The 15587-nt window shown below is 67.0% G+C and carries 13 protein-coding genes; 8 read left to right on the top strand and 5 right to left on the bottom strand.

Features of this window, described 5'->3' with window-relative positions; translation table 11 throughout:
* Nucleotides 1-1180: 1180 nt before the first annotated feature.
* Nucleotides 1181-1732 (bottom strand): hypothetical protein, encoded by a 552-nt coding sequence (locus QF030_RS01805; protein WP_307160852.1) that lies wholly within the window; start codon nucleotides 1730-1732, stop codon nucleotides 1181-1183.
* A gap of 317 nt (nucleotides 1733-2049) precedes the next feature.
* Here QF030_RS01805 and QF030_RS01800 point away from each other — a divergent pair, with 317 nt between their 5' ends.
* A complete protein-coding gene (locus tag QF030_RS01800) occupies nucleotides 2050-4989 on the top strand; it encodes an AfsR/SARP family transcriptional regulator (protein ID WP_307160851.1) in 2940 nt (979 codons plus the stop codon).
* Between the two features lie 228 nt (nucleotides 4990-5217).
* On the opposite strand, the gene QF030_RS01795 is transcribed toward QF030_RS01800, so the two are convergent.
* Complete coding sequence (locus tag QF030_RS01795) at nucleotides 5218-6210, bottom strand: peptidoglycan recognition protein family protein (RefSeq protein ID WP_307160850.1); 993 nt, start codon at nucleotides 6208-6210, stop codon at nucleotides 5218-5220.
* Between the two features lie 744 nt (nucleotides 6211-6954).
* Between QF030_RS01795 and QF030_RS01790 the strand changes: the two genes are divergently transcribed.
* The gene (locus QF030_RS01790; protein WP_307160849.1) at nucleotides 6955-7515 is read left to right on the top strand and encodes a sigma-70 family RNA polymerase sigma factor; all 561 of its coding nucleotides are present in this window, start codon (nucleotides 6955-6957) and stop codon (nucleotides 7513-7515) included.
* Nucleotides 7512-8222, top strand: a complete 711-nt coding sequence (locus QF030_RS01785) for an anti-sigma factor family protein (RefSeq protein ID WP_307160848.1) — start codon at nucleotides 7512-7514, stop codon at nucleotides 8220-8222. The genes QF030_RS01790 and QF030_RS01785 overlap by 4 nt, the downstream gene beginning before the upstream one ends.
* A gap of 119 nt (nucleotides 8223-8341) precedes the next feature.
* Here the strand turns inward: QF030_RS01785 and QF030_RS01780 are convergent, their stop codons facing one another.
* Together QF030_RS01780 and QF030_RS01775 are read right to left on the bottom strand one after the other, a co-directional pair.
* Nucleotides 8342-8680 carry a hypothetical protein gene (locus tag QF030_RS01780; protein ID WP_307160847.1) on the bottom strand — a complete coding sequence of 113 codons (339 nt, stop codon included), beginning with the start codon at nucleotides 8678-8680 and terminating at the stop codon, nucleotides 8342-8344.
* Nucleotides 8681-8697: 17 nt separating this feature from the next.
* Complete coding sequence (locus QF030_RS01775) at nucleotides 8698-9234, bottom strand: sigma-70 family RNA polymerase sigma factor (protein ID WP_307160846.1); 537 nt, start codon at nucleotides 9232-9234, stop codon at nucleotides 8698-8700.
* Between the two features lie 860 nt (nucleotides 9235-10094).
* On the opposite strand from QF030_RS01775, the gene QF030_RS01770 reads away from it, so the two are divergent.
* Nucleotides 10095-10859 (top strand): type 1 glutamine amidotransferase domain-containing protein, encoded by a 765-nt coding sequence (locus tag QF030_RS01770; RefSeq protein ID WP_307160845.1) that lies wholly within the window; start codon nucleotides 10095-10097, stop codon nucleotides 10857-10859.
* Between the two features lie 162 nt (nucleotides 10860-11021).
* On the opposite strand, the gene QF030_RS01765 is transcribed toward QF030_RS01770, so the two are convergent.
* Nucleotides 11022-11633 carry a hypothetical protein gene (locus QF030_RS01765; protein ID WP_307160844.1) on the bottom strand — a complete coding sequence of 204 codons (612 nt, stop codon included), beginning with the start codon at nucleotides 11631-11633 and terminating at the stop codon, nucleotides 11022-11024.
* A 1819-nt stretch (nucleotides 11634-13452) separates the two neighbouring features.
* Between QF030_RS01765 and QF030_RS01760 the strand changes: the two genes are divergently transcribed.
* The 4 genes from QF030_RS01760 (at nucleotide 13453) to QF030_RS01745 (ending at nucleotide 15587) form a co-directional block, all read left to right on the top strand.
* Nucleotides 13453-14178: a DUF6668 family protein gene (locus QF030_RS01760; RefSeq protein ID WP_307160843.1), complete on the top strand. Its 726-nt coding sequence runs from the start codon at nucleotides 13453-13455 to the stop codon at nucleotides 14176-14178.
* Complete coding sequence (locus QF030_RS01755; protein ID WP_307160842.1) at nucleotides 14175-14450, top strand: hypothetical protein; 276 nt, start codon at nucleotides 14175-14177, stop codon at nucleotides 14448-14450. Before QF030_RS01760 ends, QF030_RS01755 begins: the two co-directional genes overlap by 4 nt.
* 110 nt (nucleotides 14451-14560) lie before the next feature.
* Nucleotides 14561-14827: a hypothetical protein gene (locus tag QF030_RS01750; RefSeq protein ID WP_307160841.1), complete on the top strand. Its 267-nt coding sequence runs from the start codon at nucleotides 14561-14563 to the stop codon at nucleotides 14825-14827.
* A gap of 19 nt (nucleotides 14828-14846) precedes the next feature.
* The gene (locus QF030_RS01745; RefSeq protein WP_307160840.1) at nucleotides 14847-15587 is read left to right on the top strand and encodes a hypothetical protein; all 741 of its coding nucleotides are present in this window, start codon (nucleotides 14847-14849) and stop codon (nucleotides 15585-15587) included.

The following is a 15587-nucleotide window of genomic DNA, read 5'->3' as shown; positions in this document are numbered from 1 at the left end:
AAAAACTGAGCCTTTCAGGCTGGCCACCGATCGGGGGATGCAATCGCGTGGCAGCAAGCAAGGCTCGCCGGAGAATATTTGAGGGATATTTATGCCGCACAGAAATGAAGACATGTCGTCAGCGATCAACGAGTATTACGCCACATATCCCCACCTCAAGGGAGTCTGTCTGCCATCGAGAGGCGAAAGGGTCGGTGGCTGGCTGTATGGCATATCGAAGGGCACGGGGGCAATGAACGAAAATGAAAAGAATACAATGGGGGCCAATGGGTTCAGAAAGTGGATCAGCGTGAAAGATTCAGCCAAGGGTCTATATCAGGTAACCAAAGAAGCGCCGCATTACCACAATTACGTGGGGGTGCGAGCGTCAAATTACGCCACGCCGGAGAGTGCAGCTGCATCGAGTTCTGCCGCGCAGGCTGTTCCGGCGGTCCCTGTGGCCCACGCTGCCTCTATGCAACCGGTTTATCGGCCAGTTGATCCAAGTTCCGTAAGTCTGCCGGCGAAGGATAAGGACGGGGCATCCGTTTCCTTGCTCAATTCGAGGAATGTGACCCCTCCCACCCGTTTCGGGCGTTGATGCAATAGTGGTTCTTTCGCCCCCGTGTGGTGGCGAAAGAACCACTTTTCGCGTGTCCGTTCTGCGCCCCTCTGTATAGTAAGAGGGCTGTCGTGAATGATTCGAGTCGTTCCGGGCAGGGTCGGACTGCGCGCGGGGCCGCCCGCCTGTCCGCCGAGGGCGGGGCTGTGCCTCCCTCCGATGCCCAACATGACGTGTGACTGCCGTCGCCTTTGCGGCGGCAGTCACAGAGGGCTTTCCGGTCTTCATGCGGGCGAAGCCGTGCTCGACGCCGGCGGAGATCTGTTTGCGGGGCAGGCTGTGTCCTTGTTTTCAGTCCGGGAGGCCAATTGACCGCGCTCACGGCGGTGCGGAATCTCCAGGCAGATGCCCTGGCATCCGCCATGAGCACGAGGCGGGACCGGTGCGGGCGCGAGGCCGCGTTCAACCTGGCGAGCAGGGCCTCGGGCAGTCGCTGGCCGTCAGGGCCGTCAGGGCCGTCAGGGCCGTCAGGGCCGTCAGGGCCGTCAGGGCCGATCCACCTCATCACGTCAGCCGTTGTCAGCCGCCCGACAAGAAAAAAAGACCCGAGACCTTCGCGGTCGACCGTTCCCGCCTCATTCAGCACGGCTTCAGGGAAGAAATCTCATCATTAACTCCGGTGTCATCTCCGGAAGGGTTGAGGCTATTTACCTTCTCATGGGCGTCGATCGTGAGCTTCTCTCCACCGAACTCGGTGTTCTCATAGAAGCAGATTCGATGATCTGTCCGATTATCGATGTAGGAAATCTTGTCGTTGAAGTGAACTGAAGTCTCCTCGCCGGTGCTTTCATTCTTGGCCGCATAGAACTTGCCGACGAGGCTCGACTCCTCGAACGGGATGCTGTCGCTGCACAGGCCCTTGCGGTCGATGTCTGTGCAAACTTCAATTACCGCCGGTGCACCCTTTTCGATGCCCTTGATGATGCTCTCGAGAACGTCAGAGTTGTCTCCGCTGTCCGGCTTTTCCGGAGCGGGAACGAGAGGGACAATGGTGTCACTGTCCGACCCGGCGACTGCGTCCTTCTTGTCGATCTTTGCGGGACTCCCTTCAGAGTCGGCTCCGCAAGCGGTCATGGTCAGGGTCGCGACCATGGCGATCACAGCACATGCCGTAATTCGCGCATGAGACATTTGAAGCTCCTTAAAGAAATCGGTCATCTTCCTGACAGCGCGCACATACGCGGGCTCTCGATTACCTCTACGGCCCGCACACGGATGGGGTTCAACTCTTCCTGTTGTCGTGAAACAAGCAGGTCGACGCCGCGTTCGGCACGGGATGACAGACGAGCGGCGGCGTCACGAGTCCTGAACTGCGCCCCGTCGAGAGGAGCTCTCCCCTGCCACCTTGTGCGATATGTTCCAGTTCGGGAACCGGGACGTTCACCTGGTTTCTCCTGAGAGCCAGCACTTACCCTTTGCGGGCAGGGAAATTTGGGGAGGAAGCCTCGTTGAACGAGGAGTTGCGGTTTGCGCTGCTAGGGCCCGTCAGGGCGTGGCGGGGTCTGGACGAGATCGACCTCGGTCCCCCGCAGCAGAGGTTGGTTGTGGCGGCGCTGCTCCTGGCCGACGGTTCACCGGTGCCCTCGTGTGAACTGGTCAGCGCGGTGTGGGGTGTCAGGGTGCCGGCGTCGGCCGCGGGTGTGTTGCGCACGTACATTCACCGGCTGCGCAAGGCGCTGGAGCCTGCCGGAGCCTCGGCAACGTCGGTGATCCGCTACACGGGGAGCGGCTACCAGCTCCTGACAGCTCCCGGCCAGTCGGACCTCGCAGCCTTCCGCGAATTGGTCTCCCGAGCCGAAGGAGCCCGACGGGCGGGAGACACCGAGCATGCAGCCGAGGCTATGCGGGAGGCACTGGCTCTGTGGCGAGGGACGGCGCTGGCCGGAGTTGCCGGCGAGTACGCGCAAACCCAGAGGCAACGGCTCGGTGAGTTGCGTCTGTCCGCGCAGGCCTCTCTTGCCGCTGCCGAACTGGACCTCGGATTGCCTGAGAAGGCTGCCGCGGAACTGACCGGACTGGTGTCCCAGTATCCGCTGGACGAGCGATTCCGGGAGTTGCTGATGCTCGCCCTGTACCGGTCAGGTCGCCAGGCAGCAGCCCTTGAGACCTACCGGGAGGCGCAGACGCTGCTCGCGGACGAGCTCGGAGTCGATCCCAGCCTTGGTCTGCAAGTTACGTACCGGCACGTCCTGCGTGCCGATCCCGCACTCCTCACTCCGTCGGCCGCCGCGGCCAGGCCCGCCCCTGCGGCACCTCGGGCTCCCGCCCCGCAATTCGCCGCCGCCACAGTCGTTCCGGCGCAACTCCCCCTCGGTATCGGAACGTTCGTCGGCAGGACTGCGGAGTTGGACGAGATCGCCGGGCTCCCTTCGGACGGGGCTGCGACGGTCATTGCCGTCGCGGGAATGGCCGGCGTGGGCAAGACCGCCTTCGCAGTTCACTGGGCCCGCCGGATCGCCGACCGTTATCCCGGCGGCCAGCTCTATCTGAACCTACGCGGTTACGACCCGGCCGGTATGCCGGTCGGTCCGGAAGCCGCGCTGCGAACTCTGCTGATATCGCTGGGCGCCGATCCGGGCGCCCTGCCGAGGGACATGGACGCGCTCGCCGCGCTGTACCGCACTCTCCTCGCCGACAGACGGGTACTCGTGCTGCTGGACAATGCCCGCGACGCCGCACAGATACGGCCCCTGTTGCCCGGAACATCTGGCTGCCTCGCCATCGTCACCAGCCGCAACCGGCTCACCGGACTCATAGCCCTCAACGGCGCCCACCCCGTCAACCTCGATGTCCTCACCAAGCACGAGGCCCGCGCCCTCCTCGCAAGTCGCCTCGGCCATGACCGTATCGCTGCCGAACCGAACGCGGTCGACGAGATTGTCACCCGCTGTGCCCGGCTTCCCCTGGCCCTGGCCGTCACCGCTGCCCGCGCGGCCACCCGAACTCCTTTCCCCCTTGCCGTCGTCGCAGCGGAACTGCAGGAACACGCCAGGAGTCTCGACGCCTTCCACGACACCGACACCGCAGCCGACATCCGTGCCGTCTTCTCCTGGTCGTACCACGCTCTCACCCCCGGGGCAGCTCGCCTGTTCCGTCTCCTCGCCCTGCACCCGGGACCCCAGGTCACTCTCCTTTCCGCCGCCAGCCTGGTCGCCGTCCCCGTGTCGCATGCCAGGAAGCTCCTCTCCGAACTGCTCGAGACCCACCTCCTCGGCGAACCTGTCGCCGGCCGCTACACGGCCCATGACCTGCTGCGCGCCTATGCGGCCGAACTCACCCAGACCCTCGATTCACCCGACGAGGCGCGGACCGTACGTCACCGCCTTCTCGACCACTACCTGCACACCGCCCGCACGGCACTGGCCTTGACCGCCGAACGCGCACTGATCCCGATGGGCCCCGCGGTCGATGGGGTGTGCATCGAGGATTTCGGCGGCGACACCGTGAAGGCCACGCGATGGTTCGCCGCAGAGCAGGCGGCGCTCCTCGCCGCCGTGGAACTGGCCGCCATCCACCACTACGACGTCCACTGCTGGCAACTCGCCTGGTCCATGGCCAACCAACTGCACTGGCGGGGATTGTCGAAGGAGATGGAGGCCGTGCATCACACCGCCATGGCCGCAGCGCGTCGGCTGGACGACCGGGTTGCCCAAGCTCACATCCACAACGGTCTCGCTACCGCCACGGCAGGTCTGGGACGCTTCAACGAGGCGGAGGCGCATGCCCGTCATGCCATCGAACTGTCCGTCGAGGCCGGCGACACACATGCCTGCGCCGAGAGCTATCGCACGTTGGCCTGGTCTGCTGAGCAGCAAGGCGAGCCCGAAGCCTCACTCACCGCCGCTCAGCGGTTCCTCGCGTTCCTCCGAATGCACGACGATCTGGATGCCGACGACAGCCGTGGCTCACGCGCACTGGCCGCAGCGCTCAACGCGGTCGGATGGTGCCACGCACTGCTCGGACAGCATCAGCAGGCCCTCGAGCACAGCCAACAGGCCCTCGTACTGTGCCAGGAGCTCGACTGCGTCACCGGGTCCGCGCAGACCTGGGACAGCATCGGCAGCGCCCACCACAACCTCGGCCAATACGAGCTGGCTGTCACCGCCTACCGCAGCGCCCTCGGTCTCTACCGGCGGGGCGGCTTCCCCTGGCTGACCGCCGACATCCTCAAACGCCTCGGGGACACGCACCTGAGCCTGGGCGACCCTCGTGCGGCTCGCGCAGTGTGGAACGACGGGCTCTGCATCTTGGAACAACTCAACCACGCTGATATCGAGGGCCTCCGTGCCAGGCTGCACGGGCTCGGTGGATCAGCCGATCTGCCGGAGCCGGACACGGCATCCGACGAGGCACGGTTGGCCCTTCCTCCACAGCCCAACAACATGTGAGACGTGGTGGGCGGTGCTGTCCGGGAACATGATCCGGCCGGTGGTCGGTACCCATCGCGAGACCCCGCGCGATCGTCGCCGAACCGGGCCGCAGCTCCTCCACCGTCAGCCGGGAGATCGGCCGCGGCCGGTCTGGGGGCGGACGGCGGATCCTGGAGAGGACCGGGTCGGTGTTGGTTCGTCCGCCCCGCACGGCATGGGTGCGCAAGCGCGCTGACGAGGGTGCGGTCACAGGGTGAGCTGAGCCACCCGTTCACGCACGGTCGGGAGGTCCAGATACTCGGCTGAGCCGGGACATTCGGTGGATGTCCAGTCCTGGTGGCCGCCGAGGGCGGGTCCGCCGGTGGACTTGCCGCTGGTGGGACTGAGGTAGGTGATGCCGGCAAGCGGATCCAGCTTGTGCCGCGCGGCGAGGGAGGCCGTCAGCCGGACCAGGGCGTCACGCATCCGGGGTGGCGGCTGTTCCTTGTTGAAGTCCCCCAGCAGGGCGATGCCAATGTTCCCGGGGTTGAAACCGAAGGTGTGGAATGCGGTGACGACCTCGTCGTCCGCGTTGTGTGCGGGTATGCCATCCGTGCCGCTGTATCGGCCTTCGTAGACGGTGCCCTGGTGGTCGATCAGAAAGTTGTAACCGATGTCGCCCCAGTCGTTCGAGGTGGCGTGCTGTTCGTAGATGGCTCGTACGGTGGCGGCGGGGTCGGGGTCGTCCACGGGCGTGGCGGTGTGATGGACGGTGATCGCCTGTATCTGGGTGAAGCGGGTGGGCGACGACTCACGCCCGTCCGCGGTCAGGCGCTTCGCCTCGTCGGCACCCCAATCCGCGCGAAGCATCAGGCCGGGCGGCGGGAAGGCGAGAGCGCCCGAGCCCGAGGTGCCGGGGGTCTTCGCCGGGTCGCTTTTCGACGGGGTGTCCGACGGAGTGGGTCGCTGCTTTCTCCCGAGGCGTCCCGCGTCGATGGCGATCGCCTCGACGACCTTCACCCCGGGGTCGACGTCGAGCTGGTAGCCGTAGCTGCCGTGAGCCGGTACGAGCGCTCGGTTCGGCGGGGTTGTCGATTTCGTGCCCAAGATCTCGGTGTCTTTCCCGCAAGGGCATCCGGCGGTGACGTCCTGCCAGGCACCAGGCCTGCCGCTGCGGTCGATCAGCCGCAGCCGCACCCCGCGCGGTGAACCGGTCCAGGTGAGGCCGACCGCTGTGATCGGGAAGGAGGTCCGCTTCACCACCCCTCCCGGGAAGGGCTCCTGTGACACCCGGACTCTGGGCGTTGCGTCATCCATCGAGCCCCGGGGGGCCGAGGCCGCGGGTCCGCCCGCGGCCGCCCCGCATGCCCCAAGCAGCGGCAGCCCGGCGGTTACGGTCCCGAGGACCGCGAGGAAGCGTCGGCGTGACGTAGGAAACCCGCGCTCTGCCTGCGGCTCGTGCAGGGGGTACGTGTTGTTCACCATGCGCTCCGTCAAGATCGGCTGCCGTCTACGGACACATACGGCGCAGTGGGGAAAGTGAGTTCACTCCTTTTCGCGGAGGCGGGAGCGGGTGGGCCATGCTGATCGGGATTCGGTCATGCCGTCGCTTTTCCGGCCGGCTCTGGTGTGCATCGAACCGCCGTCGCCTGGTCACCGTAGTGACACGCGGATGCCGGGTCTGCCGCGGCGAGTCATCGGCTCGGCCTCGGCAGCGGACGGTGGTGCGCCCTCTCGGCATCCGGCCCCCGCGCCTGGACGGGGAGGCCGTCGCCCGGCTCCGCCCTTCACCGGCGGAGCGGGGCCGCGGTGCCGCCCGAGTCGTCGGCTTGCCATTCCGAAGGCTGCTCCAGGCCGGCCCCCTGTGAGAACGTGACCGGTCTCAACCAGCCATTCGGAAGCAGGAGTTGTCGAGTGGTGCATGTCACGGGGGGTGGGTGAACCTGGGGGGTGTGTTGCTCGATGTGTCTGTCGAACCAGCGGGGACACATGGGGAGACAGTGAATGGCGATCCTGCGGCCGCGTGCCACAAAAGCCACGAGTCACGAAGCGGTCATCAGGGCTCTGTACGCGGAGCACGGCCGGGCACTGCTGGCGTACGCGACGCGTCTGACGGGTGACCGGCTGATAGCGGAGGACGTGGTCCAGGAGACCCTGATCCGTGCGTGGCGCCATCCGGAGGTCGTGTCCAACCCGCAGGGGTCGTTGCGGGGGTGGCTGATCACGGTGACCCGCAACCTCGTCGCGGACCGCTACCGTGCCAGGGCCGCCCGTCCGACGGAGGTGGCGGAGAGCGAGACGACGGTCCCGGTGCAGCAGGACCACTCAGACAACGTCGTCGAGTCGATCGTCTTGATGGATGCTCTCGCCCAGCTCAAGCCCGACCAGCGGAACGTCTTGATGGAGGTCTACTATCACGGGCGCAGTGCCGCCGAGGCCGCGGTACGGCTCGGCATCCCGGAGGGTACCGTCAAGTCCCGGGCCCATCACGCTCTGAAAGCCCTGCGCAAGGTGTATGTGGGCAAGCCCGGCAGCGACGTCCAGCTTCGGAAGGTGGCAGTGTGACCACGCAGGAGCACTCCCATGACGTACTGCTCGGCGCCCACGCGCTGGGCCTGCTCGACGCCGACGAGCGAGCCAGGCTTGAGGAACAGATCGAGGCGTGCGAGGTATGCCAAGTGGAGCTGGCCGATCTGAGGGCACTCGAGGCCGAACTCGGGGAGGTACCGCCTGAGTTCTTCCTGGACGGGCCGCCCGAGGACGGCGATCTGCTGCTCCAGCGCACCCTGCGCCAGGCACGTCAGGAACACACGGTCATCCAGCGCCGCAGGACGCTCGTGACCGGCCTCGTCGCCGCGGCCCTGGCCGGCGTACTGCTCAGCGGCGGATACCTCGCAGGCCAGACACACACCTCCCCCGACACCCTCGCGTCCAGGTCCGCCGAAGACCCCGGCGACGCGACCTGGACAGGCTCCGCGACGGACCCGGCGACCCGGGCCACGATGAAAGCGACCCTGACACCGGCCGCGGGATGGGTCCGCGTCGACGCCACGGTCGCCGGACTCCAGCCCGGCGAGAAATGCCGGCTGATCGTCCTGTCGACCACAGGCGAGCGCGAGATCGCCGGCAGCTGGGTAGTGGCAGACCACCAGCCCACGACACAAGGCGACAGCCAAAACCTCTCCGGCTCCGCCGCCATACCCATCGACCACGTGAAATCCCTGATCGTAGAGAACGACCAAGGAAAACACTACGTCGACGTAGGAGTCTGACGCGCGGATCGTGACATCGGGCGTCCGTGGCACATGGTCTGTCTCGTGTCGATGAATTCCCCGGCCTGGCCCGTCCTCGGGCCAGGCCGCCGTCAGGTCTGCGGCGGAGGGGGAGTTGTTCAGCGGTCAACGGCGTCTGTCGTCAGACCACAGTGCGACGCGATCCGTTCTTTGAGAACGAGCGAGGCCATGTGATTCGACAGCCGCAGCGTGAACTGCTCCTCGGCCTGTCGCACCACGTCTGAGACCAGGACCACGCGTTCCCCGTGCCGCACCGCGTGCTGGACCGCGGCTTCTGCGGCGGCGCGTGCCCGGCGCCAGTCGTGCATCGACGCGGTGTTTGTGAGGTGGCTGTCCTGGAAGGCGGCCACACGGCGACGGAGCAGCAGTTCCACGAGTTCGGTCCATTCCATGCGGTACATATAAGAACCAACGGTTCCAGCGCCGATTTGGGTCACCGTGTCGGGTACCTTCTTCAGACTGATGGGTCTTGTTCTCTGGCGAAGCTTGATCTGAGGGCGTTGAGCGCGTAATGATGGCGAGATTTCACGGTGCCGACGGGTATGCCGATCAGTGCGGCGGTTTCCCGCACACTGTGCTCGAACACATAGAGATGCAGGACGACCTCCCGGTGTTCATGGGTGAGGCCGTGCAGCAGTGCGAGAATCTCTATCGAGGTAGCGATGGATTCGGCGTGATCTGGCAGCATCGTCTCTTGCCCTTGCGCCCCGACCACTTCTTTACGCGCCATGGAACTGCGTGATCGGTCGATGATCAGGTTGCGGGTCACGGTCAGCAGCCAGCCGCGGATGGAGCCGGCGGTGGAACAGAGCCGTTCCGTGTGCGGCCACGCCCGGATGAATGCCTCCTGGGCGATGTCCTCCGCCAGGTGTCGATCCCGGAGAATTTTCTCCGCGTAGGCGATGACAGCGGGGGCGTGCTCGGCCATCATGGCGTCCAGCAGGTCGGAGCCGATTGCGGGGCTCTTGAGGGCAGTCTCAGGTGTGTTCATGGTGTTGGGATTTCTGGTGCGGACAGTCGGCGTGCCGGAACCCGGCTCATCCCGTGGCGAGGGGCCGTGCGGGGCTTGTGGCGGAAACCCGTACCGCGCACGTCGAGTTCGGCAGGGGTCGTTTCCCGGCCAAGGCAATCAGCAGATCGTTTACGTCCCGTTGATGAGTAGTTTATGGATGTTGCACGCCATCGCCAGTCACGCCCTCCATGTGGTGTCCCACCGTGTGGAAGGCGGCTGTGACCAGGGAGATTGCATGTCCGGCGGCGGATGTGACGATCGCCGATCCGGCCGCAAGTGACCGACGGCGCAGGCCAGTTGAGGCTGTTGCGCCCGAGGGTGGACCAGTGCGTTCGGCCTGGGGCCGGTATGCACGCCACCAGCGTCGAGACCACCGTCGGAGCCCGGACGGTCGCGACCACTCAGTCCGCGCAGTGGCACTGGAGACATCCTCGGCGCCCTGGGCCGGCGACTGCGGTGAGGGCGCTGAGAGCCGGCCGCACAGGTTCACCGGGCCGCACAGGTTTACCGGGCCGAGGCAATTATGGCCGGGTGCGGTGCCGATGCTGCTCTGCGGCCCGCTCGGGTGAATTTCCCGTAATAGCCGACCGCTGCCCCTCCCCTTCTGAAATACACGTTCGTCGCGCTGGCCGAGGCCGTCCATTTACGGTTGGGCCTGGAACTCCGTAAGACGTCTCGGATACATCTGAAGAGACTCAATTGATGTCGGCGTCCACTGACTCCCGGCAAGGGCCACGCGAGTCCGTGAGCAACAGTTGCTGAACCAATGGACCCAGCAGTCCGGGCCGGTTATCTTTGCGAGACATGATGGATTTTTAAGCCGCTGTGAGGAGCAGTCCATGCGCGTGCTCATACCGCTTCCCGACCATGACTTCGATGTGACTGAAGTTGCGGTCCCCTGGCACATCCTCAGGGATGCCGGGCATGAGGTAATTTTTGCCACTGAGTCCGCAGGAACGATACCTGAAGCTGATCCGCGTCTATTGACAGGTGTGATGTTCGGCCGGATGGGGGCCGAGCCGGATGCCAAATCCATTTATATGCGCTTGGTGCGGTCCGGAGGATTTGCCTCGACGCTTGGATGGAACGAAATCGAACCCGGCGAATTTGATGGCCTTATCTTGCCCGGTGGGCATGCGCCCGGTATGCGACAGTTTCTCGAATCCGAACTGCTGCAGGAGAAGGTTTCGAAATTCTGGTCGCTGAATCGGCCTGTGGGTGCGATCTGCCACGGGGTTCTGGTCCTCGCGCGTACAAGAGACCCTGCTACTCAAAAAAGCGTCCTGGCCCTCCGAAACACAACATGTCTTCCCAAATATCTGGAACGAGCCGCCTACTTTCTGACATCGTGGCGGCTCGGCAAATACTACCGGACATCACCGCTTTATGTTGAGGACGAAGTCAGAGCTGCGCTCGAAAAACCTGACGAGCAGTTCCGGCGAGGGAATGTCATTTTCTCCAAGAGAGGGACCATGGCCGATGACTCGGCAGCGTTCGTCGTGCGCGACGAGAATTACGTGTCGGCACGCTGGCCCGGCGACGCCTATCTCTTTGCCCGCCGCTTCGAGGACCTGCTCGAGTCGAGGCCAGTACGCGGCTCGTGACCGTGGGGACGACGGCGAGCGTAATCGAGAGGAGGGTTGTCCACTCCCCGTCACGCCGTGGCAGACGGTCCGGCGTCTCCCTCGCAACCTGGCGCCCTGGCGCCCTGGCGCCCGCCCGGGTGTCTGCCGGAGTGGGGCAGCGGTCGCCCCGATCGGCGCCTCTCACCAGTGGTGTGCGATTCCCTCCTCTGAGCGTGACGGGTCCGCGGTCTCGCCGCTGGCCAGGGCGGCGGCGAAGGCCGGAGCGGATACGCGGGAGAAGGCGGACAGGCGTCGCTCGACCGACTTGCGTCCCCCGGTGCCGTCGTCAGAGCTGATCAAGTTCCACAGGTGCAGCAGCTGCCTGCCGAGCGGTACGGCGGTGCGGGGGGAGTTCAGCAACTCCCAGGTGGCGGCGGCACGTTCGATGTCCTCCTGGGCGCGCTGGTCGCCCTGTCGATTTCTCAGCTCGGCCGCGCGCAACGAGAGCGCCGTGGCCGCGCTGTGGTCCCCGCTCAGGTGGGCCACGTAGGCGGACAGAGCGCAGGTTTCCACAGCGTAGAGGTGCTCGGGTCCGAACTCGCGGGCTGCCTGCGTCTCCAGCGTGGACGCCCGGTTCCTGGCCAGGCCCAGGTCGCCGGTTGTCACGGCCTCGCAGACCAGGGCCACTCCTTCGGCCAGGCTCGGCGGGATGGGAACGGCGACGGGAGCGTGAGGACCAGCGGGGGGCGAGCCGGGCGCGTGGACGAGCTCCGGTGCGGTGGGCGCGACCTGTTGCGCAACGGCTTCGTGCATGCGGGCTGACGGCAGGTCTGCGCGGCGCAGCGTGGTCGTGTGGTGAGGTTCCTGGGATTCTGCTTCCGGCCGGCCACGCGGCACCGCTCGTCGGGGTTCTCCGGAGGGTGCCGCGAGAGACGACGGGCGCGGTGAGTGCGGGGGCGATGCCGGTGCGTGGGCCGGTTCCCGAGCGGGCATGGGCGTCTGTGCCCGCTCTTGGGCGCGCATCCGGGTGTCGTGGAGGGCCGGCGCACGCGGCGTCGGGTCGGGGGCTTTTGCAGCGGACGGCCCCGGACGGGACTGGCCGACCGGAACCTTGGGGGCCGTGACCGGAGCGGACCACTGCTCAGCGCCGTGTCGGTGTTCACCCGTACCACCGTCGTGGAGGTCGAGCCCGGTCGCCGACGTGACCGGCGTCAGCATGGCGGTGTCGGTGTCGGTGTAGTCCCTCTTCGGCGGAGACAGGTACGGGTTGGTCGCGGAAGGAGCGGGATCCGAAGCGCGATCGGCTTCGGCGGGGCGGTCGTACGGGGTTCTGACTCCGGCCGAAGGCGTCAGACCTGGCGGCATGTGAGGCTGCGGCACCTGCGCCGGGGCTGCCGGAGCCAGGGGTGGCCGGGGCGGAGGCGCCTGGGGCACGGGTGCTTGGGGCAGGGGTGTCTGGGCTGGGGGTGTCTGGGGTACGGGTGTCTGGGCCGGGGGTTGCTGGGCCGGGGGTGCCTGGACGGGTGCTTCGGGATCGTCCAGGGACAAGGGGGCGTCGATGAGTTCGCTCGCGCCGTCCGGTCGGACCCTGATCAGCAAGGCTGAGCGTCGTTGCTGGTCGAGTACCGATGCCTCGACGGGCATTTCCATGGCCATGGCGAGCTGATGCAGGTGGTCGAGGGCGGCAGTCTGGGCGGAGCTGCCCGCCACCTCGATGCGCTGTCCGTCGACTGCCACGTTGCCGTCGGTCGAGATGAAGACATTGCACTGCGGCAGGGGCGGGGCGTCGTCCTTCCCGGTGTCCGTCGTGGGGCCGGTCGGCTTCGGGAACATGGAGACCTCACTGTTCTTCAGTGTCTGCGGGACAGGCAGGCGCACGCGGCGGAGCCGGAGACCCGGCCCTCCTGCGACATGACTCGGGTGGCTCAGGAGAACGGCCGCGGTGCTCGGGAAACGCAGGCGGCTTCGCGCACGGCGTCGGGCCGCGCCCCACAGGTCGCCGAAGCCAGGCGCACCGCGTTGCCATGCGGCTTCGGGCCGGCCAAGGACTCCATGCTGCCGTCCCGTTCCCACGGCAAGCGGCCCCGGGCCGCGGCCGAGTCCGGCCGGTCGAGGGGGAAGGCGTTCCCGCCGTCGCCGTCCTCGTTCAGGCGGTCGAACGCGCCGGGCGTCAGCCGCGACAGACTCTGCCGGGCCTGACCCTCTGGCGTCGACGCGCTTTCTCCAGCGCCTCTACGCACCGGTTCATCCCCTCCTGGAGTCCTTCTCGGACGAGGTCCGCCGTGTGGTCCACGGACGGACTCCCCGTGCGAGCCCTGCTCCGTGTGACGGACCTGTGTCGCGCGGATGCGTACGTGGTCGGCAACGTCGTCCGGGCCCACGCAGTTCAATCCAGATCAATTGCGGTCGGGAGTGAACTGCGCAACAGGTATGGGCCGTAGGTGGCTGTCGTAGGGAGCGCGACGCGCAGATCGAGGAGAACGCGGACCATCCGCAGCGACCTGGTGAGAGCCACGCCGCGAGGAGAGAACCGCCGTCCGTACAGCCGCCCCGCTCGCCTTCACGACACTCGGGATCACCGCTGCCGATCCTGTGTCCCGCGTGCCCTGAACCACAGCCCGGAGAAGAGGAGATGCCCACGATGAGCGCCTCGGCCGCGACGTCCCCGTCGGACGTATGGGTTCGCGGGCCGGTGTCCGCCCCTCAGGAACCGCCCTCGTCCCGCGCTCCCGCGGCGCCGTACCCGCAGCATCCCTCGCTGGACGAAGCGCTCCGCCAGGGGCCTCTCTCCCCGGACCAGATCCCTGCCCCGGCTGCTGCGCCTGTCAGGCCCTCACCTCCAGTACCTGTCACGGTCCCCGCGATACCCCGTCCGCGAGCCGACCGCGACCAGGGCGGCGACACCGCGTCGCCCGCCCCGCCCGCCGTCGATGCCAGCTGGGTCAGCGCTCACGGAGGCGCCGGCGCGACCACGTTCGCGGCGGCGCTGGGCGGAACGGACGCCGGACAGGACTGGCCCGACATCGCGCAGGGCCAGCCCGGCCGAGTACTTCTGCTGGCTCGCACCAACGCGACAGGGCTGCGAGCCGCCTCCCAAGCCCTGGACGCGCTGAGAACGGTCCGGCACCCCTCGGGGGTGGACCTGCTGGCGCTCGTGCTGGTGGCCGACGCGCCGGGCCGCCTGCCGCTCGAACTGACCCGTCGCGTTCGTGTACTGCGCTCCGCCGCCCGCACGTTCCACATACCGTGGATCCCCGAGTGGCGGGTGGGCGAGCCGGCCGCCAAGGTCCCCAAAGCCGTCAGGGAACTTGCCGCGATCCTCCCGCCCGTGCGACCCACTCCGAAAGACGGACAATGAGCAACCCCACCGCCGCCCATGACGTTCTCGCGGCCGCCTTCGACCCCGGCGCCGACGCCGACTTCCTCCTTGGCCTTCTGGCCTGGTGCGCGTCCGCTGCCGGCGTCGCCGGCGTCATCTTCACAGGAACGGTCATGGCACTGCAGCTGCGCCGAGGCGAGCCCGGAGAGGGCGCCTCGCACATGCGCGGCCTGTTCTACGTGTTCGCCGGCAGCGTGCTCGCGGCGACCGCCGGACCCATCATTCAGTTTCTCGGCCCCCTGGGGCTGTGATCGGCACACGCCCGCCTCCCGCGGCACACAACCTGCCGCAGCCCGCCTTCTTCACCCGTCCCCCTTCCTTACCGCTCTCTTCGCTCTCGCCCTTTTACCAGGAGGCCACCATGCTCACGTTTCTCGCTGCCGCTGTTCCCAACCCTCAGCGCAATGCGCCGCCGGCGCTCGCCAACAAAATCGACCTCGTTCTCGGTATTGCGGCCTGGGCGGGAACCGCGGCCGGTGTGGCCGGTGTCCTGGTCACCGGCGCGATGATGGCCATCTCGGTGAAGCGTGGTGAAAGTTCCGAGCACATGAGCCGCCTGGGCATGGTCCTGGGAGGCTGTGTCCTCGTCGCCACCGCCGGCCCCCTTGTTCAGTTCGTCTTCGCCTGAACAGGAAGAGGCCGAAGCCATGTTCACCTCGGTCGACGAAGGCGAGGACCGGCCCGCGCCGTTCTGGCGGCAGCGCGGGCGCCTGATCGCCGCCGCCTTCCTCGCTGTTGCCTTCGTGATGTCGCTGGTCGCCGTCGCCACCCGGGAGGACACACCCGGGCAGCTGACCACCACCGTCGCGTCCGGACCCCTCACCCGCTCCGCGACGGACACCCCTCACCGACCGGAGGGATGCGACACCGACGACCACGACCGCGCCGCTTCCGACGCGCCACCGGTGGACGTCCGCTGGGGGACGGTCGGCGGTACCCGCGTACCGCTCTCGGCGTCGTCGGGACCGACCCGTACGACGGGGCCGGTGCTGTGGTGCTTCGCCCGCACCCGGATGGGGGCGGTCATGGCGGCCCACGTCATCCCCGCCCAGATGACCTCAGCGAACTGGCGCGCCGTCACCCGGGACCAGGTCGTCGCGGGCTTCGGACGCGACCTCTACGTCTCACAGCGCGGCTCCCTGTCACAGGGAGGCCTCGAGTCCAGCAGGAACGGCACCTACGCCGGCTTCCTGCTCTCGCAGTTCACCACCACACGCGCCACGGTGGGCGTGTTGATCAAGAGTCCCGAGGGGCCCTACTTCACCACCTCGGTCTCCCTGCGGTGGAGCGGCGGTGACTGGAAGGTGATGCCGGGCAACGACGGTTCCCTGCACACCGAGATGTCGGCGGCGAGCAGCACCGACGGCTTCGTTCTCTGGAAGGTGTGA

It is taken from the genome of Streptomyces rishiriensis (genome assembly GCF_030815485.1).
Lineage (GTDB): Bacteria > Actinomycetota > Actinomycetes > Streptomycetales > Streptomycetaceae > Streptomyces > Streptomyces rishiriensis_A.
Note: the sequence above shows the minus strand (reverse complement) of the source record. Positions and strands in the feature narration are given on the sequence as shown.

Bases quoted from the DNA above. Each gene is read 5' to 3' on its own strand.
- QF030_RS01755 (WP_307160842.1), top strand. From the start codon at position 14,175: ATGAGCAACCCCACCGCCGCCCATGACGTTCTCGCGGCCGCCTTCGAC.
- QF030_RS01760 (WP_307160843.1), top strand. From the start codon at position 13,453: ATGCCCACGATGAGCGCCTCGGCCGCGACGTCCCCGTCGGACGTATGG.
- QF030_RS01805 (WP_307160852.1), bottom strand. From the start codon at position 1,732: ATGTCTCATGCGCGAATTACGGCATGTGCTGTGATCGCCATGGTCGCG.
- QF030_RS01750 (WP_307160841.1), top strand. From the start codon at position 14,561: ATGCTCACGTTTCTCGCTGCCGCTGTTCCCAACCCTCAGCGCAATGCG.
- QF030_RS01790 (WP_307160849.1), top strand. From the start codon at position 6,955: ATGGCGATCCTGCGGCCGCGTGCCACAAAAGCCACGAGTCACGAAGCG.
- QF030_RS01770 (WP_307160845.1), top strand. From the start codon at position 10,095: ATGCGCGTGCTCATACCGCTTCCCGACCATGACTTCGATGTGACTGAA.
- QF030_RS01765 (WP_307160844.1), bottom strand. From the start codon at position 11,633: ATGCACGAAGCCGTTGCGCAACAGGTCGCGCCCACCGCACCGGAGCTC.
- QF030_RS01745 (WP_307160840.1), top strand. From the start codon at position 14,847: ATGTTCACCTCGGTCGACGAAGGCGAGGACCGGCCCGCGCCGTTCTGG.
- QF030_RS01775 (WP_307160846.1), bottom strand. From the start codon at position 9,234: ATGAACACACCTGAGACTGCCCTCAAGAGCCCCGCAATCGGCTCCGAC.